This window comes from Pauljensenia sp. OF14-1SRA (assembly GCF_027694595.1).
In the GTDB taxonomy this organism is placed as follows: domain Bacteria; phylum Actinomycetota; class Actinomycetes; order Actinomycetales; family Actinomycetaceae; genus Pauljensenia; species Pauljensenia turicensis_B.
Genome location: NZ_JAQEVQ010000003.1, coordinates 1 through 19,408 on the forward strand (window position 1 = coordinate 1; position 19,408 = coordinate 19,408).

At 56.6% G+C, this 19,408-nt stretch carries 18 protein-coding genes and 1 tRNA gene; 4 read left to right on the forward strand and 15 right to left on the reverse strand.

What is annotated here, in order from left to right; translation table 11 throughout:
* Positions 1–173 precede the first annotated feature (173 nt).
* The 4 genes from PG731_RS02525 to PG731_RS02540 form a co-directional block, all read right to left on the reverse strand.
* A tRNA-His gene (locus tag PG731_RS02525) sits at positions 174–246 on the reverse strand.
* Positions 247–573: 327 nt separating this feature from the next.
* Positions 574–1,491, reverse strand: a complete 918-nt coding sequence (locus PG731_RS02530; protein ID WP_270772172.1) for an ATP-grasp domain-containing protein — start codon at positions 1,489–1,491, stop codon at positions 574–576.
* A 213-nt stretch (positions 1,492–1,704) separates the two neighbouring features.
* Positions 1,705–2,841 (reverse strand): D-alanine--D-alanine ligase family protein, encoded by a 1,137-nt coding sequence (locus tag PG731_RS02535; protein WP_270771935.1) that lies wholly within the window; start codon positions 2,839–2,841, stop codon positions 1,705–1,707.
* A gap of 139 nt (positions 2,842–2,980) precedes the next feature.
* Positions 2,981–4,012, reverse strand: a complete 1,032-nt coding sequence (locus PG731_RS02540) for an NAD(P)H-dependent glycerol-3-phosphate dehydrogenase (protein WP_270771937.1) — start codon at positions 4,010–4,012, stop codon at positions 2,981–2,983.
* Between the two features lie 50 nt (positions 4,013–4,062).
* Between PG731_RS02540 and PG731_RS02545 the strand changes: the two genes are divergently transcribed.
* Positions 4,063–4,707, forward strand: coding sequence for an AMIN-like domain-containing (lipo)protein (locus PG731_RS02545; protein ID WP_270771938.1), 645 nt, complete (start codon positions 4,063–4,065; stop codon positions 4,705–4,707).
* 65 nt (positions 4,708–4,772) lie between these two features.
* Here the strand turns inward: PG731_RS02545 and PG731_RS02550 are convergent, their stop codons facing one another.
* The 5 genes from PG731_RS02550 to leuC form a co-directional block, all read right to left on the reverse strand.
* On the reverse strand, positions 4,773–5,543 hold the full coding sequence (locus PG731_RS02550; RefSeq protein ID WP_270771940.1) for a lysophospholipid acyltransferase family protein: 771 nt from the start codon (positions 5,541–5,543) through the stop codon (positions 4,773–4,775).
* 128 nt (positions 5,544–5,671) lie between these two features.
* Positions 5,672–6,613, reverse strand: coding sequence for a diacylglycerol/lipid kinase family protein (locus PG731_RS02555; RefSeq protein WP_270771942.1), 942 nt, complete (start codon positions 6,611–6,613; stop codon positions 5,672–5,674).
* Between the two features lie 8 nt (positions 6,614–6,621).
* A complete protein-coding gene (gene murA / locus PG731_RS02560) occupies positions 6,622–7,944 on the reverse strand; it encodes a UDP-N-acetylglucosamine 1-carboxyvinyltransferase (protein ID WP_270771944.1) in 1,323 nt (440 codons plus the stop codon).
* A gap of 160 nt (positions 7,945–8,104) precedes the next feature.
* Positions 8,105–8,764 (reverse strand): 3-isopropylmalate dehydratase small subunit, encoded by a 660-nt coding sequence (gene leuD, locus PG731_RS02565; RefSeq protein ID WP_270771945.1) that lies wholly within the window; start codon positions 8,762–8,764, stop codon positions 8,105–8,107.
* Between the two features lie 24 nt (positions 8,765–8,788).
* A complete protein-coding gene (leuC, locus tag PG731_RS02570; RefSeq protein WP_270771946.1) occupies positions 8,789–10,189 on the reverse strand; it encodes a 3-isopropylmalate dehydratase large subunit in 1,401 nt (466 codons plus the stop codon).
* 161 nt (positions 10,190–10,350) lie between these two features.
* On the opposite strand from leuC, the gene PG731_RS02575 reads away from it, so the two are divergent.
* The gene (locus tag PG731_RS02575; protein WP_270771947.1) at positions 10,351–11,085 is read left to right on the forward strand and encodes an IclR family transcriptional regulator; all 735 of its coding nucleotides are present in this window, start codon (positions 10,351–10,353) and stop codon (positions 11,083–11,085) included.
* 86 nt (positions 11,086–11,171) lie between these two features.
* On the opposite strand, the gene hpf is transcribed toward PG731_RS02575, so the two are convergent.
* From hpf to mtrA, 5 genes are all read right to left on the reverse strand, one after another.
* Complete coding sequence (hpf, locus tag PG731_RS02580) at positions 11,172–11,819, reverse strand: ribosome hibernation-promoting factor, HPF/YfiA family (RefSeq protein ID WP_270771948.1); 648 nt, start codon at positions 11,817–11,819, stop codon at positions 11,172–11,174.
* 190 nt (positions 11,820–12,009) lie between these two features.
* Entirely contained in the window at positions 12,010–12,552 is a 543-nt protein-coding gene (locus tag PG731_RS02585; protein WP_270771950.1) for a ComF family protein, read from the reverse strand.
* Between the two features lie 324 nt (positions 12,553–12,876).
* Positions 12,877–14,583 carry a GerMN domain-containing protein gene (locus PG731_RS02590; protein ID WP_270771951.1) on the reverse strand — a complete coding sequence of 569 codons (1,707 nt, stop codon included), beginning with the start codon at positions 14,581–14,583 and terminating at the stop codon, positions 12,877–12,879.
* Positions 14,580–16,301 (reverse strand): MtrAB system histidine kinase MtrB, encoded by a 1,722-nt coding sequence (gene mtrB / locus PG731_RS02595; protein ID WP_270771952.1) that lies wholly within the window; start codon positions 16,299–16,301, stop codon positions 14,580–14,582. Before mtrB ends, PG731_RS02590 begins: the two co-directional genes overlap by 4 nt.
* Before the next feature lie 7 nt (positions 16,302–16,308).
* Positions 16,309–16,989, reverse strand: a complete 681-nt coding sequence (mtrA, locus tag PG731_RS02600; RefSeq protein WP_195224742.1) for an MtrAB system response regulator MtrA — start codon at positions 16,987–16,989, stop codon at positions 16,309–16,311.
* Between the two features lie 155 nt (positions 16,990–17,144).
* On the opposite strand from mtrA, the gene PG731_RS02605 reads away from it, so the two are divergent.
* Positions 17,145–18,323, forward strand: coding sequence for a hypothetical protein (locus PG731_RS02605; protein ID WP_270771954.1), 1,179 nt, complete (start codon positions 17,145–17,147; stop codon positions 18,321–18,323).
* Positions 18,324–18,342: 19 nt separating this feature from the next.
* Here PG731_RS02605 and PG731_RS02610 read toward each other — a convergent pair whose 3' ends face one another.
* A complete protein-coding gene (locus PG731_RS02610) occupies positions 18,343–18,852 on the reverse strand; it encodes a DUF3499 domain-containing protein (RefSeq protein WP_270771955.1) in 510 nt (169 codons plus the stop codon).
* 76 nt (positions 18,853–18,928) lie between these two features.
* On the opposite strand from PG731_RS02610, the gene PG731_RS02615 reads away from it, so the two are divergent.
* Entirely contained in the window at positions 18,929–19,348 is a 420-nt protein-coding gene (locus tag PG731_RS02615; protein ID WP_270771956.1) for a metallopeptidase family protein, read from the forward strand.
* The last annotated feature ends 60 nt before the right edge of the window (positions 19,349–19,408 follow it).

The following is a 19,408-nucleotide window of genomic DNA, read 5'->3' on the forward strand; positions in this document are numbered from 1 at the left end:
TCTAATCCCGACACGCCAACAAAAACACACATTTTGTCGTTTAACCCTCCTCGTAGGAAAGGTTTCTAATGTAGTTCTAAGGCATTCGCAGAGCAACCACTAAGCCCACGTCAGCGCAGAAACTCCTCACGAAAAACAAAATCCCGGAACCGCAAGGTTCCAGGATTCATCCGGGTGGCTGACGGGACTCGAACCCGCGACGTCCTGGACCACAACCAGGTGCTCTACCAACTGAACTACAGCCACCATTGAAGCGCTTAGCGCAACGGAGAAAACTCTAGCAAATAAGTCACCTTAAATGAAAATCGTACTGGGCACTGGCGCGTGTCATTCGCCACGTCACCCCAATCAACCGCAAAGTCACACTAGACATGGCGCCACCTCGCCCCCACAAGCGCAAAGCCACACCAAGCATGGCGCCACGTCGCCTCACAATGTGTGCCACGTAGCTCCAGACGCTAACGCCACGTGCCTCTCTCCTCCTCTTCGATGCCTGCCCCCACCCTGCGCACCCAAAGAAAACGCCTCGAAGACCGTCCAAGCCTTCGGGGCGTCCTCACTCAAGCGAGATGCTCACCAGTGCGCACGCACCGAGATTGCGTCAGCAAAGTTTCCGAGTGCTTCCGGCGTTGCGCCCAGGTACAGGTCAGCGTCGACCAAGGACACTTCCATGACTAGGAACGAGCCCTTACCGTCCGGCACCAGGTCCACGCGGTTGAACAGGAACTGTTCGTCGCGTCCGATGCGTTCCTTCACGTATGCGTGCAGGTTACGACGGATTTCTTGGCCCCACTGCCATGCGACAGAGTCGGCTGCTTGAGCGGTGACGACTGCTTCGTGCATGCTCGGGTCGGTGACAGATGCGGGGTGCAGCTGCGCGCGCTTCACAACAGCGTGCGAGACCAGGCCGTTGAAGAACACCAGCGAGATCTCACCGTTGGTGTCGATTTCTTCGAGGTAGCGCTGAACCATGACCGCACGTCCCTCGCCCAGCAACTGCTGGACCTGCGCGATGGCGGCTTGACGCTGCGGGGTAGAAAGAGTGGTGTATCGGCCAATATCACGCACGCCGGACGAAACGGCGGGCTTGACAATGAACTCACCAGAGGCCGGGAATCGTGTGTGGATCTGGTGCTTCGACAGGTTCTGCTCAGGTTCCAGCCAAGTGGTGGGAATGGTGGGCAGACCGCGCTTCGCCAGCGAACGCAGGTAGGTCTTGTGCGTGTTCCATTCGAGAATGTCGGGATGGTTCAGGATTCGCGGAACCTTCTTGGTCCATTCGAGGAAGGTGTCGCGTTGCAGCGGGTAGTCGCTAACCGAGCGAACGATGACCATTCCGGCTTCGTTCCAGTCCACATCCGGGTCGTTCCAGACTTTAATTTGGGGATCGCATCCGCGTTCCGCGAGCGCATCCTCCAGCCCTTCCTCACCGTGGTAGAGGTTCGGCATTGCTGATGATGTCACCAGTGTGACTTTGGGCTTCGTCGTCATAGTTTCAAAGATACCGAATCGGCGCGCGCTTGTGGGAGTTAAGTCCTGAGAGCCGGCGCACGCCACAGTGGTTGTTTGTTCGCTCATCGACGAGGCCGCCTCCACGTGGAAACCGTTTGGCTACTACAGGGGCGGGGCACACCGCCTAAGATCAGGCAGGGGCGTACTCAAATTTGGGTACGCCCCTTCCCGTTGTCATTATCGGCTCGGCACTTATCGCAATCCGAGTTCCCGATCGAGCGCTTCTTCAAGAAGCGTGTCGATCAAGCTGGTGTAGTCGAGTCCTCCCTTTGCCCACATTTGCGGGAACATGGAGATCGGCGTGAATCCGGGCATGGTATTCACTTCGTTGATGATGACGGACCCGGTTTCTTCATTGTGGAAGAAGTCGACGCGTGCCAGACCTTCGCATTCCAAAGCGTCGAACGCGCGGGCAGCCGTGTCGCGGATCTTCTTTTCAAATTCGGGCGCCACGTTTGCCGGGCACACTAGGCCGATGGCTTCGGTGTCGACGTATTTGAGTTCGTAGTCGTAAAACTCGCCTTCGGGGACCTCGATTTCGCCGAGGGGTGCGGTGCGCGGGTGTCCCGTGGCGGATCCGAGGACACCGCATTCGATTTCACGTCCGACGATTCCGGCTTCGACGATGACGCGCGGGTCAGCGTTTTGCGCTTCCTTGATGGCGACTGCAAGCTCGCCCGCGGAATCGACTTTGGTGATACCGATGGAGGAGCCTGCGCGACAGGGCTTTACGAACACGGGGTATCCGAGTGCGCTCACGCGGTCGGCGCATGCCTTGGGGTCTTCTGCCCATTGAAGAGCGGTGATGAGTTCCCACTGCCCCACATCGATTCCGGCTGCGGCAAGCACGGTCTTCGTCAGGTGCTTGTCCATAGAGATTGCGCTGGAGGTGACGCCACATCCGACGTAGCGGACGTTCGCCATCTCGAAGAGGCCCTGGATAGTGCCGTCTTCGCCGTAGGGTCCGTGCAACAGAGGCAGGACAACGTCAACGTGTCCGAGGTCATCAACGCCGGTAACGTGGGAGTCTAAAGCCGAGGGATCGCCTTCGTAGGTAACGTCAAGTAGCGACCCAGAACCGGGAGCAAGAACAACGCGTGAGGCACCGGCCGTCACGCTCTGGCCGTGTCCGTCTTTGAATTCCAAGGCCGAAGGGTTATCGGCTACGCGCACCCATTCCCCATCGTGAGTAATACCGACGGGCAGCACATCCCACTTCTCGCGATCAATCGCACGTAGAATTCCGGCCGCTGTTGCGCACGAAACCTCGTGCTCACCTGAGCGTCCACCAAAAACGATGAGAACGCGACGCTTTCCAGTTTCAGTCATGCGTTAAGAGTATCGCCACCGCGCGCCCGTTCGACTACGCGGTGGCGGTGTGCCCGTTTCCTCGCATTGCCGAGGCCGCGCTCGACATATTTTCACGCTGCGCGTGAACGCCACCCGAACAAGGGCGCGCATAGGAACCTCAGAGTAGCGAGATCTCCCAGCCGTCCATCTTCTGCGGGCGCGAGAGGAGCATCTGCCCCATCTGTTCGATCGTGGCGTCACCGCTGACAACGGCCAGAACGGCCGCGCTGATCGGCATATCGATGCCCAGCGAATCAGCGATGGCAAGGATCGGCTCAGCAGAACGCACGCCTTCAACAACGCCAGGTGACAACGCGAGGGCCTCGTCCAAGCTCAAGCCCGTACCCATGCGATGGCCCAACGAGAAGTTTCGTGACAGGCGCGACGAACAGGTTGCCATCAGATCACCAATACCGGTGAGTCCAGCAAAGGTCGCGGGGTCTCCTCCAAGGGCTTGACCCAGGCGAGTCATCTCAGCAAGACCTCGTGTCATGAGAGTCGCGCGGGTATTGAGCCCAAGCCCCATCCCCTCTGCAGCGCCGATAGCCACGGCAATGACGTTCTTCGTCGCGCCCGCGATTTCACAGCCAATAACGTCCGTCGAGACATACGGCCTAAAGTACGAGGTGTGACACGCCTTCGCAATATCGATAGCCAAGTGCCGGTTCGTTGAGGCAACGACTGTGGCCGTCGGCTGATGCTCGGCAATTTCGCGCGACAGGTTCGGCCCGGAAATGACAGCAATACGATCTTGGCCTAGTCCTGAGGCTTGTTCGATGATCTGGTCGACGCGCAGATGACTGACAAGCTCCAAGCCCTTCGCAAGAGACACGATCGCAACATCATCACTCAAGCATGGGCGCGCAGCCTCCAGAGTCGAACGCACACCGGCAACCGGCACAGCGATAACGATCAGTTGAGCGCCGGTCACAACCTCTTCGATAGACGTCGACGCACGGATCTGATCCGACAGTTCAATACCGGGAAGATAGGTCGCGTTCTCACCCGAATTGATGAAGTCAACCGTGGCAGCTTTACGACCCCACATTGTCACTTTGAGCCCAGCATCCGCAAGAATCTGAGCAAAAGTAGTACCCCAAGCGCCGGTACCTAAAACCGCTGCGCGCGTAAACACACGTTCCTTACTCATATGTGAGACCCTACTAGCACCTCAACAATTATGGCGGTGAAGATTCAATGATGTCTCGTAAGCGTGTGATTGGCGTTGCCACGCTGGCATCCTGCGGTGTGATCTTGGGCGCATGCGCACCTCAAGCCGACGACACTATGAGTGATGGATCGACACCACAACCGATACCCTCACAATCTGGCCAGTCAGGCCAGTCGGGTGATGCCACCCCAGAATCTGGCCCCGACGAACAAGAACAGGGCCCGCAGCCAATTAACGGCGACGCTTGGGTCAACGAGTTGGAACACGCCCCATCTAAACCCGGAAAAACCCCCGCAATCTTCCACGATATGCGTGTTGGCGAACACGACACTTTCTATCGCGTTGTCGTTGAATTTACCGGCGAGGCCACCCTGGGCTATTACCAATCGTGGGCCGACAAGCCGATCGAACAGGGACGCGGACAGGAATTGGACGTGGAAGGCGTCGCCTATCTTGATTTCGTCCTGACCGGAACATCAATGCCGATCATGGACGGGCAACTCGAGCAGTATTATCAGGGGCCACGAAACCTGCAAGTTGGTCCCCTGGACGTACGCGAAGACGGAACCTTTGAAGATTCGACCCACATCGTGATCGGTATGGATCACGCTAGGGATTTCCAGCTCGGCTTCCTGACAAATCCGCTTCGAGCAGTAATCGACATCCAGAAATAGCAAGCAGAGCTAATCCAGTAAAAGCAAGCAGAGCGAGAGCCTCGGGAGAGCCTGTCTCCCCCAGCCTATTTGCCTGCCTTCTTCGCCTTCTTCTCTTCGAGCTTCTTACCTTCTTTTTCCCACCACGGGCCGGCCTTTGTCTTCGCCTGCCACATACGAGTCGGAGGTTCAAGACCGCGCAGTTGTGCCACTCCCTTGGTCAGTGCAGTGTGCATGCGCGAAGTCGCTTCTTTGACTGCCTCGTGATTATCTGATCCCTGTTCGCTCATCAGATCCGACAGGTCAACGGGAGGCATGATCTGGTAGCGAATCTTGCGCCCAGGGCGAAAATCAATCTTCGACGAGTACGGGCCCTTGACGAATTGAGCCCCCCACTGGGCAATCGGAATCACCGGCACACCGGTGTCCAACGCCAGGCGCGCAGCACCCGTCTTGAACGACATCGGCCATTGATCGGGGTCTTGAGTGAATGTGCCTTCCGGCCAGATAGCGACAATATCGCCGTCTTTCAGAGCCTTTGTGGCAGCTTCCAAAGACTGAGCGGGATTCACTTCGCGGTCAACGGGGATCAGCCCCATGCCCGCAAAAATCTTTCCCATCACCGGCACAGAGAACATCGACTTCTTCGCCAGAAAACGGATCTTCGTCTTGCGCTTCATGTAGAACCAGCAGAGGCTCAGCGGATCAACGGCTGACAAATGGTTCACAACCAGCAAATACGGGCCGTTTTCCGGGATGTTTTCGGTCCCCTGCGCATCAATCTTCACCCACGGTGTCATGATCGGACGCAGGACGTTCTGGGCGAAGCGATAGAAGCCAGTGATCTTCGTGCTCATGGATTGAAGTCTAACGTTAGAACAGGCACTCACCGCGGAATGTCAGGGTGTTGTCCATCTGCACCTTTGCGTCTCAGGTCGGCGAATGCGGCCAGGAGATCCGCCACGCCTTACACCGACTACGTTCCTCAGACCAGAACGTCAACGATGTGCGGCGCCGAAGTCACGGTGAAGGGAATCTCGGCCACCTTATCGCCGTCCGCCATGGCAACCATGCCAACGGGCTGGGTAATTTCAATCGACGAGGCCGGCTCCACATGAATGACCTCATGCCCCTGCGAGCGGCCGCCCACAACCTTCGCCACAATCGGAAGAGCCTTCAACAACGGGATATCTTCAACGTGGCACAGTTCCATGATCCCGTCCGTCATATCGGACTGAGGCACGAGGCGAATGCCACCACCGAATCGTCCAGAGTTAGAAACGGACGTGATCCACCCAGTAAGCTCGCGTTCTTGCCCATCAATCTTCAGCGTAATGGTGGAAGGACGATGGGTTGCGAGAGCAGCGAACGCTCCATAGCCGTATGCGATAGGACCGGACGTAAACATTGACTCGTTCGCCAAAAGATTCGCAGTCGCATCCAAGCCCAAAGAGACCAGGCCTAAAACCAGGGAATGAACGGTTCCGTCTGGGGTGGTCACCCACATTCCGTCCATCGGGCGGATTCGCGAAGCAAATTGCTCGTCGCTTTCTTCATTTACAAAACCCAGTTCTGCCAACTGTTTCGCGCGAGCTGACGCATCGGGGCTGATCCCAAGAGCTCGACAAAGATCATTGCCGCGTCCGCCAGGAATCGGCGCGAACAACGTGCCAGCTTCGTGGGCGCCTCGTGCGATCGCCGAAATGAAACCGTCACCACCCAGGGCACCGATCACATCCTCGGTTGTTGCAGACGCAATCTGACAAGGGTCATCCGACGCTCTGGTGACGCTGACTCGGACCGCCCAACCACCGCCACGTAAAATGCGGACAACTTCGGGGCCGACGTTCACTGAACGACCACCGGCTGACATAGAAGAAATCAGCAGATGGATTGTTCGCCTCTTCGCCGTAGTGTGCGCAGTCATTGATTCGCTTACTTCACGTAGTCGACGCGAGCATCCAGCTGGTGCAGCTTCTTCGTAAAGTGCTCATAGCCTCGAGCAATCACGTCAATGCCAGCAACCGTAGACGTTCCCTGAGCGGCAAGCGCAGCAATCAGATGCGAGAAGCCACCGCGCAGATCAGGAACCTCGATGTCCGCACTATGCAGCGGAGTGGGGCCGGAAATAACAGCGGAGTGGAAGAAGTTACGCTGGCCGAAACGGCACGGTGTTCCGCCTAAGCACTCGCGGTAGACCTGAATATTTGCGCCCATCTTGCGCAGGGCCTTCGTGAACCCAAATCGGTTCTCATAGACGGTTTCGTGAACGATGGACAGGCCTTCAGCCTGAGTCAAAGCAACGACAAGAGGCTGTTGCCAGTCGGTCATAAAGCCCGGGTGTACGGCCGTTTCAAGGGCAATCGACTTCAGTTCACCACCGGGATGATAGAAGCGGATGCCGTCAGAGTCGATATTGAACGCTCCACCAACCTTGCGGAAGGTGTTAAGGAAGGTCGTCATGTCGGGCTGGTGTGCGCCACGGACATAAATATCACCGCGGGTTGCCAGCGCAGCAGCGCCCCATGATGCAGCCTCAATACGGTCAGGAAGCGCGGTATGGCGGTAGCCCTTCAGCGTGGGCACGCCTTCGATGCGGATCGTGCGGTCCGTATCGACCGAGATGATGGCACCCATCTTCTGCAGGACGTTAATGAGATCCATGATCTCAGGCTCGATCGCCGCCCCCTTCAAGGTGGTAATACCTTCAGCACGAACAGCGGTCAAAAGGGTCTGCTCGGTGGCACCGACTGAAGGGAATGGAAGCTCAATAACCGCACCGTGCAAGCCCTCTGCTGGCTTTGTGATGTGGACGCCATCAACACGCTTATCGACGTTCGCGCCAAACTTGCGCAAGCCTTCAAGGTGGAAGTCAATGGGGCGACCACCGATGTTGCACCCACCCAGTTCCGGGATGAAGGCTTCACCAAGCTGGTGCAACAACGGACCGCAGAACAGAATCGGGATGCGCGAAGCCCCGCCGAGGGAATCGATGTCAGAGCGCGACGCAACCTGAACGTTCGTCGGGTCCAGCGTCATCACACCGGTTGTTTGGTCGAAATCAACGGTCACGCCGTGAAGGCGCAACAGGTCAGACACAACATCAACGTCGCGAATCAACGGCACGTTCGACAGCTGTGATGAAGAATCCCCAAGAAGCGACGCAACCATCGCTTTGGGAACGAAGTTCTTGGCACCACGAACAGTGATTTCACCGGTTAGCGGGTGACCGCCTTCAACGCGAAGCACGGAGGGCATGAATCAGGCTCCTCAAAAAGATGAATAGTCTGTCTCAACTTTAAAGCACGACGTGCCGTGAGGGTCTGCAAAGGAGAGTCACATCTCCCACAGATTCACTCACGGCACGACAAACAGCAGATGAAACCTAGTTTCGAATTATTTAGTGATCCGAACTAGTTCAGCGAACGGACGGCATTCCCAGCCCAACAGGACGAGCAGGTTTGACCTCTTCCTTCGGAAGATACTTCGCGGGAAGCGTCTTCGGCTTGAAAGAAGGACGGTTGGCTTCGTAGGCGTCGATTGCGTCTTCGTCGCGGAGAGTCAAAGCAATATCGTCGAGACCCTCCATCAGGCACCAGCGCACGTAGTCATCAATCTGGAAGGACGCGGTGACCGGACCGGCGGTCACAGTCTTATTTTCAAGCGAGACAGTGACTTCGATGCCCGGCTCATTTTCGAGGACCTTCCACAGGGACTCGCAGTCTTCTTGAGAGATCACGCCAGCCACAAGACCCTGCTTGCCCGCGTTGCCTCGGAAAATATCGGCAAATTTGGTGGACAGGATGACACGAAAACCGTAGTCCTTCAGCGCCCACACCGCGTGTTCACGCGACGAACCAGTACCGAAGTCGGGGCCGGCAATCAGGATGGAGCCAGAGCGGTACGCATCCTGGTTCAAAATAAACTCGGGATCGTTACGCCAAGCAGCGAAGAGAGCGTCTTCGAAGCCGGTGCGAGTAATGCGCTTCAAGTAGACGGCGGGAATGATCTGGTCGGTATCGACGTTCGAGCGACGAAGCGGAACACCAACACCGGTATGGGTCGTGAACTTCTCCATGAGTGTTATCTCCTTCTTCGTTTCTTACAGATCAGCAGGGCTGGACAGGGTGCCTCGAACCGCAGTTGCAGCGGCAACCAGCGGGGAAACCAGGTGGGTGCGACCACCTTTACCCTGGCGACCTTCGAAGTTACGGTTCGAGGTGGATGCTGAACGCTCCCCTTCTTTCAGCTTGTCAGGGTTCATTGCCAGGCACATCGAGCAACCGGCATTACGCCATTCGGCGCCGAAGTCGGTGAAGATCTTGTCCAGTCCTTCAGCTTCAGCCTGCAGGCGAACGCGAGCAGAGCCGGGCACGACCAGCATGCGCAGGCTGTCTGCCTTCTTACGGCCCTTGATGATGGCTGCCGCTGCACGCAGGTCCTCGATACGACCGTTCGTGCACGAGCCGAGGAAGACGGTATCGATCGGGATTTCACGCATCGGAGTGCCCGCCTCGAGTCCCATGTATTCAAGCGCACGCTGGGCTGCCATCTTACCGGTCTCATCGGTGAAGTCATCCGGATTCGGGACGGTGGCTGAGAGCGGGACGCCCTGACCGGGATTTGTGCCCCAGGTGACGAATGGTTCAATGTCGGCTGCTTCGAGGATGACCTCGTTATCGAAAACGGCATCATCGTCGGAACGCAGAGTCTTCCAGTATTCGACTGCGCGTTCCCACTCTTGCCCTTCGGGAGCGTGCGGACGTCCCTTGATGTATTCGAAGGTGGTTTCGTCGGGAGCAACCATGCCGGCGCGGGCGCCCGCTTCAATCGACATGTTGCAGATCGTCATGCGGCCTTCCATCGACAGCTCGCGGATTGCTTGGCCTCGATATTCCAGAACGTAGCCCTGGCCACCGCCGGTGCCGATCTTTGCGATGACAGCGAGGATGATGTCTTTCGCGGTCGACCCTGCAGGCAGGGAACCGTTGACGGTGATTGCCATGGTCTTGAACGGAGCCAGTGGCAGGGTCTGGGTTGCCAGAACGTGTTCGACCTGGCTGGTACCGATACCGAATGCGAGTGCACCGAACGCGCCGTGCGTCGAGGTGTGCGAGTCACCGCAGACAATCGTCATACCTGGCTGAGTGATGCCCAGCTGCGGGCCGACAACGTGAACGATGCCCTGGTCGGCATCACCCAGTGAGTGCAGACGAATACCGAACTCTTCAGCGTTCGAACGCAGAGTGTGAATCTGGGTACGGCTGGTCTCGTCAGCGATCGGCAGGTCGATATCGAGGGTCGGGGTGTTGTGATCCTCGGTGGCGATCGTCTGATCGGGACGACGAACCTTTCGCCCTGCCAAGCGCAGCCCTTCGAAAGCCTGGGGACTGGTCACTTCGTGAACAAGGTGGAGGTCAATGTAAAGAAGGTCAGGGGCGCCACCTTCGCCCTTTTTCACAATATGGTCTTGCCAGACCTTTTCGGCCATCGTGCCGGTCATGTTTCCTCCTTGCGTGCGTTCAAAATAGTCCTGAACAGCGCTTACTTACAGGCAAACGGTCACCGAGTGGCTTATTCGCTTGCTGTTTCCTTGTTCATCGTCTGCCGTTTCACTATGCGAAGAGTTGCAGTCTCATTGGTTGAGATGGCAAACTTTTAAATATGGAGGATTCAACGACTAGTGGAGTCGGAGTTCTTGACAAGGCAGCACTCGTTCTCGGCGCACTTGAAGCCGGACCTGCTACCTTGGCTCAACTCGTCTCCGCGACAGGTTTGGCCCGACCCACCGCGCACCGTCTGGCGGTTGCCCTTGAGTACCACCGCATGGTTGCTCGCGACATGCAGGGACGTTTTGTTCTCGGTCCCCGCCTCCAAGAACTCGCTTCGTCTGCAGGCGAAGACCGTCTACTTGCGGCGTCTATGCCCGTCCTGAAGGCTCTTCGTGATCACACGAAGGAATCCTCACAGATCTTCCGTCGCCAAGGCGACTACCGTGTCTGCGTTGCCGCATCCGAACGTGAGATGGGTCTGCGCGACTCCATCCCGGTTGGCGCAACTCTGTCGATGTCCGCCGGTAGCGCAGCACAGGTTCTGCTTGCATGGGAAGAACCCGACCGCCTGCACCGTGGTCTTTACGGAGCCTCCTTCAACGCGACGATGCTCTCTCAGGTTCGTCGTCGCGGGTGGGCACAGTCTGTCGGCGAACGCGAGCCGGGAGTCGCGTCAGTTTCCGCTCCGGTACGAGGCCCCTCGGGTCGAGTCCTCGCTGCCCTGTCGATTTCCGGTCCGATTGAACGCATGGGTCGCCAGCCCGGTCGTCAGCACGGCCCCTCCGTCGTCGCAGCGGCAAACCGCCTGTCTGACTTCCTGCGTAGTGTCGAAGACGGCGACCTCTGAGCTCCTCTTCCGTCTTTAACCTCCAACGCATAAAAGTGTGAGCCCCAAGAAAACTCTTGGGGCTCACACTTTTGACTATCGAGTCGTCAGCAGTCCATTGTCGTGTTCAGACGCAGGACACCGTAGGTCCAACCGTGTCGGTGGTAGACGACGCACGGTTGCTTCGTTTCCTTGTCAATGAACAGGAAGAACGGGTGGCCAACCATTTCCATCTGGTTGAGTGCTTCATCAACCGTCATCGGTTCGGCTTCGTGAACCTTTTGACGAACCAGGATCGGAGTATCGCCAAGCTGCTCTTCGCGCGCTTCACCAACCTTGAGGTCTTCCGCAGAGCGAAGCTTGAGCGGAGCGGCCTCTTCGATGGTTTCTTCAACCGGTGCGGGTTCTTCGAGGAACTCGACCTCGTCCATCTCGTGAGAGTAGCGACGACGATGATCCTTGGCGCGGTCACGCAAGCGACGGAGACGTTCGAAGAGTTTACCGGCCGCAATATCTACAGCTGCGTAGCGGTCGCCGGATTCTGCTTCTGCTCGAATGATTGGGCCCTTGCCGTAGACCGTGAGCTCAATTCGCTCGGCGGTATCTGCTTGGCGAGGATTACGTTCGTGTGTCAGTTCCACGTCGACGCGCTGAGCGCGCGGGTAGAACAGGGTAATCTTCGAGACTTTCTCTTCGACGTACTCACGGAAGTTCGGGTGGATTTCCGCATTGCGTGCGACGACAGTGATGTCCATTTTTCCTCCATGGGAAGTTGGCGAGCTTCGTTGCTCGCGGGGTTGAATGTCCGATTGCCTCATCGCATCGGACGGTGGTCGTAGCTATCACCCCCAGTCGCTGGGCAAAGACGCCATTCTTCGGGTCATCTTTGCTCTATCGGTTATGTGCCCATCATACCTCTTTTACGTGACCTGCGTCATAGAAAGGTTAAACTCGGGCACACACGCCGACCGCATCAACCCGTCCAACAGCGCGTGCCACCTCACGACATGTTGCTCCTGTTGTCAACACATCATCAACAATCACTACCGCCACATTGGCGGGAATATGAAGCCGCCGGCGCATGGATCCAGCTCGATCGAGACGGCGGCCTCGTCTCCCACGACCCGATTGAGAGCGCACGCCAAACCGCAAACGAACAGCACCAACCACCCGCGCTGGTCGTCCACTGACCTGCGCAAGCCCCAACGCAACACCCCGGGCAAAAGCGCCGGTCACATTCTTACCGTGAAGCACTCGTTTCCAGCTCGACGGCGCAGGAATCACCCACCAAGGGTCTTCGCCTGGAAGCGCAGTGGCAAGACGACGCCCCACACTTGCGCCCGCGTCATATAAGAAGTCGTCGCCACGAAAGGTCGGCGAATGTTTAGAGGCGATGATGATGTTCCTCAACTCGCCGTCATACCTTCCGATAAACGCCATCGGCACGGTGGCACCACTTCCGTCATTGTCACAGGGTGCGCGCGGCATTCCCGTTTCGCTCTCCCCTAAAGTCACGAGGCCGATCCGCTCTAATCGAGCGGATCGAAGCGCGATACTACGACAACGCGAACACACGACGTGATCCCAGATCATACAACCCGCACATTGAGTAGGCATCAGTATTGACAGCAGGGACACAATCGCGATGCGTAAACGCTGAAGTAACTCCATTTCTCCATCGTGTGCCTCTGGTTCAAGGAGGGCGAACGGGGAATCTGCATTCTGTGGATAACCCGCCTCAATTTGCTACGGTTTTTAACAATTCTTCACTTTGACGTGGAAACGAAACTGAAAATGAATCAGATGTGCACTCTAGCCGGGGAATCGCACATCGGCGAAAGCTGCGGGCATAGCCTGCCATAAAGCACCCGTTCGACACGTGACGCTACCCGAACGGGCCTTCACACACACATTCGTCGTCGTCTGACCAGCACTGACCGCTAAGGGCTGATCTGGAACCTCGGACTGGGAAACAAAGCCACCAATCGCAACTTCATCGAGTTCCATGTCGCCACTATCAGCCGATGATTCAGCCGAACGAACAACCACATAGGACGACGAACCAGCCCACGAAAGATCAGCAATCTGCCCGTGAATACCGAGAATCGCCTGACCGTCTTCAAGGCCTAGCGGCACACCGCTACTATCTCGCGCAACCGCGAACATCCAAGCGGTCGCGTTCGACGGAGTTCCAGACAAAACAAGAGCTCGCGCGCCATCGGGGGAAATGGCAACGCGGAACACGCTCACAACACCTGTTTCATTCATGGGAACACTTCCAACCTGGCCGTCGGGAGTCGTTGCAATGATCGGTCCGCTTGTTGAAGCGGGCGACCAGACCCAGCCGAAGCGGTCAATCGAGGGAGCCCCAGTCTCGTTCCCCGACCCCACGTCCACCGACGAATGCGCGCCTTGAGCACCCGAGGCGGACACGACCAGTGAATTCCCTTCGCGCCATGCCACAACATCGCGGTTAATCGGCGACACCGCCGGATACGACGCGGAAGACGCGGGAGAAATCGGCAAGTCGAACGGTGTCAGAGTGGAGCCCGCCAGCGATCCAATGCGACCTGCCTGCAAAGCAATTCGCGTATCCAACGAATAGGTAGGCAACGATGGAGTCTCGACCCCTTCAAGAGAAACCCCGGAAAGACTCAGATCCACTGCGGAAATCTGCGAATCCTGAAGGAGGGTTTCCGTCACTTCCCACGCAAGAAGCTGACGCGGGGTTCCCTCGCCAACCGTGGGGGCGCTCAAATCCACTTTCGCGATCTGATCACTGATTTCAACACCCTGAGCCGGGAACGTCGTTCCACCGGGAATCGCATTCGTGACCGCTGCTTCGATCGTTTGGCTCGGCCCGGCGATCAGACCTGAGAGCAGATGCGAAGCAAGGCGACGCGAAGGATACCAACGAGGATCAGCAACCAAGGCGTCTCCGGTCGTCGCTGGGAAATAGAGGTTCGCTTGTTCATAGGCAGCACTGAACGCCGTTTGAGAAACGATGAACGCATCTTCGGGGGAATCGATGCGCCACTGTCCGCCCTCTTGGACCAGGTTGAACGTCGATGAGATCATGGAGTCTTCGCTCCGCGTCATCACGCCTTCACTGTTCACTGACGCGACAGCAGGAACAGTCACTGTTGCTGTTAACGTCCCCGATCCCTCATCACCTTTAATTGAAATCGACGGCGACGAAGCAGTGTCATAGACCAGAGCCTCATCATCTGGCGCCCACGTCTGCTGGGAAGCAGTCGTTAAAAACAGGCGTGCAGTCGCAAAATCATCATTCGTTCCCGCAGCGCTTGCAAGAAGAAAGTCAGAAATCAACGTCTGCGGATCAGAATTTTTCAAAGGCCCATCAGCAGCAAATTCAACGGGATCAACGTCAGGAACAGACACCTCAAAGGGCGCTGGATCCGATGCCAGAGGCAAAGCAATACAGCCGGCAAGGCCAACCATCAGGATTCCGGACAATAATCCGGACACACATCGTCGCTTGAAGGCAAACCTCATCATGTGGCTTCCTCCCACAATTCAAGAGGAGTCGACACTACGGTCCCCCCCGCCGCCTTCGGCAGGGTCATCACGAACGAGGCTCCTTCGCCAATCTTTCCTGTCGCAACCAAAGTGCCACCGTGAAGTGCCACGTCCTCAGCAGAAATGGACAGACCCAACCCGGTACCACCCGTTGTGCGTTTACGCGAAGAATCCGCGCGGAAGAAGCGGTCAAAAACGTGGGAGGCTGTTTCCTCACTCATACCGGCGCCATGGTCGCGCACTCTGACAGCAACGTCTGTTTGACTCTGAGCGACCGTAATATCAACCGGAGTTCCTTCAGCGAATTCAAGAGCGTTCACGAGAAGATTGCGTAGCACGCGCTCGATACGACGCACATCAATCGGAGCCGCACACCGTTCTTCGCCCGCGTGAAGTGCGACGGGCACACCCAGCCGATATGCCAGCTCAGTATTAGCTTCAATAACCCTGGCGACAACCGTCTTCAAGTCCGTCATTTCAGCTTCAAGATCGGCTGAGCGAGCATCGTAGCGTGAGATCTCAAGCAGATCGGTGAATAGTGAATCCATTCGATCTGTCTGATCGTGGAGAAGTTCAGCTGATCGTTTTGCCAGAGAGGGCAGGGCATCCCGGTTATCCCAGATGACTGAATCCGCCATCTTGATTGTCGTCAAAGGCGTTCGAAGTTCATGGGATACATCAGAAACGAAGCGTTGCTGAAGCTGTGAGAGCTCGTCGTATTCTTCAATCTTTAATTGCAAGGATTCAGCCATCAGGTTGAAGGCCCCCGACAGCTGAGCCATTTCGTCACTGCCCTTCACGTCAAGACGAACGTCCAGATCACCGGCAGCAAGTTTCTTCGCCGCATCTGCCGTTTTACGAACGGGACGGAGCAACTGGAATAACATCCAAAACGCGCCAACTGGCAGAGCAATCATCAAGGGAATGGCGGCGATCAAAAGGACACGCATCACCATATTCACTTGGCGCTGATCGGAGGCAAGGGAATAGACGATGTACAGTTCATGCGTTCCTGCTCGAGGAAGACGCACCGTCGTTCCGACAAGAATTCCCGGATCCACGTCATCGCCGTCGGCTGGGATGGCAACAGACTTCCACTGAGCCTGTCCCTCGTTTCGCACGGCATCGCGCATTTCGATGTCGATCAACGCATCAACATCCGCGTCGACGATCTGGTTGATACGGAACGTCGATGTCGAGGTCTGAGAACGCAAGAGAACAACAGAAACAGCACCTGCACCACCGGCAGATGCCCGAATGCTCTGAACAACCTGACGGGCAGCTTCCTGAACCTGATCGGGAGTTGAAGCCGTCGACTGGTCGAAAACAACCTGGGCACTGGTAAAACGCAGGGCTGCGTCTTCGAGAATCTGAGTTCGACGCGACTCAAATGCGGTATCTTTCAGCTCAGCAGACACGAGCAGTCCGAAAACAGTAATCACTCCGAGGGCTGCAACCGTGATCGCTAAAGCCGAACGAAGTGATAGCGAGGCGCGGACCGCGCGAGCAGGCCCAGAGCGATAGACGGCTGTGTAGACGCGCGAGTTCGTCCACTTACGCACACGTGAGCGAAGGCTCTGAACCCACTTCTTCAGTCGAAAATACTTTTGGCCAGGCGTGTCAGGCGAGCTGGCGACATCGCTAGTTGAAGCCACCGCGTCGTCTTGAACGAGCTCCGAGTCAGTGTCGCTTGCCACGCCACGGTCAGGCGCCTGCGCCGGCACGGTATCCGACTCCCCTCACCGTGATAACAACTTCAGGCTTTTCCGGATCGCGTTCGATCTTCGAACGCAGACGCTGGATATGAACATTCACAAGACGCGTGTCCGCTGCATGGCGGTAACCCCACACCTGCTCAAGAAGTTCTTCTCGACTAAACACCTTCCACGGAGCTCGCGCCAGCGCGACAAGAAGATCAAATTCAAGCGGGGTCAGCGAAACTACTTCGCCCCCACGCGTGACTTCGTGCCCAGGAACATCAATGTCAACATCATTAATCGACAGCTTTTCGTCGCCTGAGTCGTCATGCCCACGCAAACGTGCACGAATTCGAGCAACAAGCTCCTTCGGCTTAAACGGCTTTGCCACATAGTCGTCCGCACCTGCCTCAAGGCCGGCCACAACATCTGACGTATCCGTGCGAGCGGTCAGCATGACAATCGGAACATCCGACTCCAGACGAATCTGTCGGCAGACTTCAATTCCGTCGATACCGGGCAACATGAGATCCAAGAGGATCAAATCAGGATTCGACGCGTGGAAAGCCGCGAGCGCTCCGCTTCCATCTGGGCAGGTGGCAATAGCAAATCCTTCGGCTTCTAATACGATGCCAATCATCTCTGCAAGGGCGACGTCATCGTCAACTACTAGGATTCGCGAAGTCATATCATGATCGTGTCACGATCAAATCGGTTTTTGTGACTCGACTCGCCAAATGGTTCAACGTTATCCCTTTTCACTACCCTTTTCCTTATCTTTTTATCGTCTCATGACATACTTTTTTCATCTTCATTGATTGAAGTGACCTCCAAGGAGCTGCCATGACTGATTCAAACGACTTCCGCCACCCCCAAGTGGGTTCATGGGGAGAACCGGATTCTCCGAGCGCTCCACAGTCCCAGTCACAGGACAATGCCACTGCCTTTGCCTCTCAGGATCCTTCGTCCACTCAAGGCTTCAATCAGCCTCCCATTCAGGCAATGAACTCCACGCCAGTGTCGCCCGCTTCTCCCTCCCCAGTTCAGCCCGGAATTGTCCCCCTGCGTCCACTGGGCGTGGGTGATCTGTTTTCTGGAACGTTCGAAGCTCTTTCAAAAAACCCGTTCGTCTTGTTCATTCTTCCTGGAATCGTCACGATTGTTGCTGGGATCATTACGCTCGTCACGATCTATTTCGCGTTACCGGATTTCACGTCGCTTGTTGATTTAGACGCTCCCATATCGACCGATGACCTGTCGACAATCGGGATGACGATGGCGCTCCGCACTATTCCCTTCGTTCTGATTCTGCTGGGTCTAGCTGGTTTGTTCCCAGCAATCGTGGTTCCAAACGGTACGGCTGACGCGATCATCGGTAAGAAGCTATCCGCGAAAGACGCCTTCAACCGCTTTAAGTCCAGACTGCTTGCCATGATCGGTTTAAGCATTGTCTGGGCATTCCTATTCGCCCTGATCGCCAGCGTTACGTTCGGCATATTCTCGCTGGTCGGCCTAGGCGTGGCAGACTATGTCACCTACCGTAGCCAAACTCAGACGATGCTGGTTTTCTTGCTCTTCGGCTCAGTCGGAGCGATCACGACATTCCTTGTGTGCGTGTTCTTCCAAGTTCGGTTCGCTTTTGCTCAAACGGTGTGCGCGGTAGAAAACCTCTCCCCGTTTAAAGCGTTGAAGCGCTCGTGGACGCTCACACAAGGCGTAGCGTTCAAGACTCTTGGACGCACCATCCTGATTGCAATGGTGATGGGCGCGGTCGGAGGTGTTTTCTCCGGAGTTCTCTCCACATTCACTGCGTTCACCATCAGTACCGAATTCAATTCGTTCACCATCAGTGCCGATCCACAGATGTATCTGACCGCAATTCCGTTAGCGGCAGTAGCATCCACAATCGTGCAGATGCTTGTCATGCCTCTTTCGCAGGTATACATCGCGTTGATGTACGTCGACGAACGTATCCGAAAAGAAAACTTCGCCTACACGTTGATGGAGCAGATTCGTCACTGAGCCTGCTGAGCGCGTCCGTTTAGTGTGAGTGCGGAGCGTCAGAATCAGAAATAACCGTGAACTGAGCCCTGCGTTTCGCATATGGAGACTGCGGGTCAAGAGGGCTTGAAGTATCAGGATCTTGGGACGTAAACGGACCTCGTTCGCGGGCCTCGTACGTTCGCGGTCTGGAACTACGCGATGGCGAATCCGTTGCCTGAGAGGCGGACGAACGCGGAGGAACTCCAGCTTGCGATGCTTCGGATGACGGGGCAGGCGTCTTGGCAGCCTGGCGAACCGCGTCCACAAGGGCAAGCAGATCGTCGCCCGAAGGCGGAACCGGATCAAAGTGGGTGACAAGTCGGATGAGCTGCCAGTCCTGAGGCGGATTAAAGCGGTTCGCGTGGTCTTCGCACATGTCATACGCATTGGGTTGCGCATACGTTGACAGTGGGCCGAGGACAGCCGTAGCGTCCGCATAGTCATAGGTCAACGTGGCAACTGCCGGACGCGAGCATCCTGGCTTAGAACAAAGACGAGCCGAAATCACCCCCATAGACTACGCCAGGATTACCCATTCGGGGCGTTGGCACTCTGACTAAGGCGAAGCACGTTAATGTTGTGGGGTGCGTAGTCGAATTCGTCATCCTCGTCGCGATCCTCATGGTCGTGGTGGCAGAGGTCCCGTCTTTTTCCCGGGAACACCCGCATGGCGAACCAGGCGCGAAGCCTTCGATGAAATGATCGGCGCGCACATCGTAGAGCTCACTCGACGCTGGCCCGAAGTGGCAACAATCGAATTCGCTACCGAGGATGTTCCTCCGTCAAATCCAGCTCCATGGGAATCTCACGCGGAAGTACTTGCGCGCATTTTCCACGCTGATCGCAGGCGAGGTCTTCGAGACAGAATTGTCATCTATCGGCTTCCGATCGTTCTTCGCGCTGGCGATCAGGACGTCGTGAAGATTACGCGTCAGATTCTGGTCGACAGGATCTCGCACATCTTGGCGATTCCGCCGGATGAATTAGACGAATACCTACATTGACCAGTTGAAGACACACTGCCAGCCGAACACGTTGTCAGCGCGTCGGCTAATATGCGTGCC

Bases quoted from the DNA above. Each gene is read 5' to 3' on its own strand.
- PG731_RS02530 (WP_270772172.1), bottom strand. From the start codon at position 1,491: ATGACGACGAAGCCCAAAGTCACACTGGTGACATCATCAGCAATGCCG.
- PG731_RS02535 (WP_270771935.1), bottom strand. From the start codon at position 2,841: ATGACTGAAACTGGAAAGCGTCGCGTTCTCATCGTTTTTGGTGGACGC.
- PG731_RS02540 (WP_270771937.1), bottom strand. From the start codon at position 4,012: ATGAGTAAGGAACGTGTGTTTACGCGCGCAGCGGTTTTAGGTACCGGC.
- PG731_RS02545 (WP_270771938.1), top strand. From the start codon at position 4,063: ATGTCTCGTAAGCGTGTGATTGGCGTTGCCACGCTGGCATCCTGCGGT.
- PG731_RS02550 (WP_270771940.1), bottom strand. From the start codon at position 5,543: ATGAGCACGAAGATCACTGGCTTCTATCGCTTCGCCCAGAACGTCCTG.
- PG731_RS02555 (WP_270771942.1), bottom strand. From the start codon at position 6,613: ATGACTGCGCACACTACGGCGAAGAGGCGAACAATCCATCTGCTGATT.
- murA (WP_270771944.1), bottom strand. From the start codon at position 7,944: ATGCCCTCCGTGCTTCGCGTTGAAGGCGGTCACCCGCTAACCGGTGAA.
- leuD (WP_270771945.1), bottom strand. From the start codon at position 8,764: ATGGAGAAGTTCACGACCCATACCGGTGTTGGTGTTCCGCTTCGTCGC.
- leuC (WP_270771946.1), bottom strand. From the start codon at position 10,189: ATGACCGGCACGATGGCCGAAAAGGTCTGGCAAGACCATATTGTGAAA.
- PG731_RS02575 (WP_270771947.1), top strand. From the start codon at position 10,351: ATGGAGGATTCAACGACTAGTGGAGTCGGAGTTCTTGACAAGGCAGCA.
- hpf (WP_270771948.1), bottom strand. From the start codon at position 11,819: ATGGACATCACTGTCGTCGCACGCAATGCGGAAATCCACCCGAACTTC.
- PG731_RS02585 (WP_270771950.1), bottom strand. From the start codon at position 12,552: ATGCCGCGCGCACCCTGTGACAATGACGGAAGTGGTGCCACCGTGCCG.
- PG731_RS02590 (WP_270771951.1), bottom strand. From the start codon at position 14,583: ATGATGAGGTTTGCCTTCAAGCGACGATGTGTGTCCGGATTATTGTCC.
- mtrA (WP_195224742.1), bottom strand. From the start codon at position 16,989: ATGACTTCGCGAATCCTAGTAGTTGACGATGACGTCGCCCTTGCAGAG.
- PG731_RS02605 (WP_270771954.1), top strand. From the start codon at position 17,145: ATGACTGATTCAAACGACTTCCGCCACCCCCAAGTGGGTTCATGGGGA.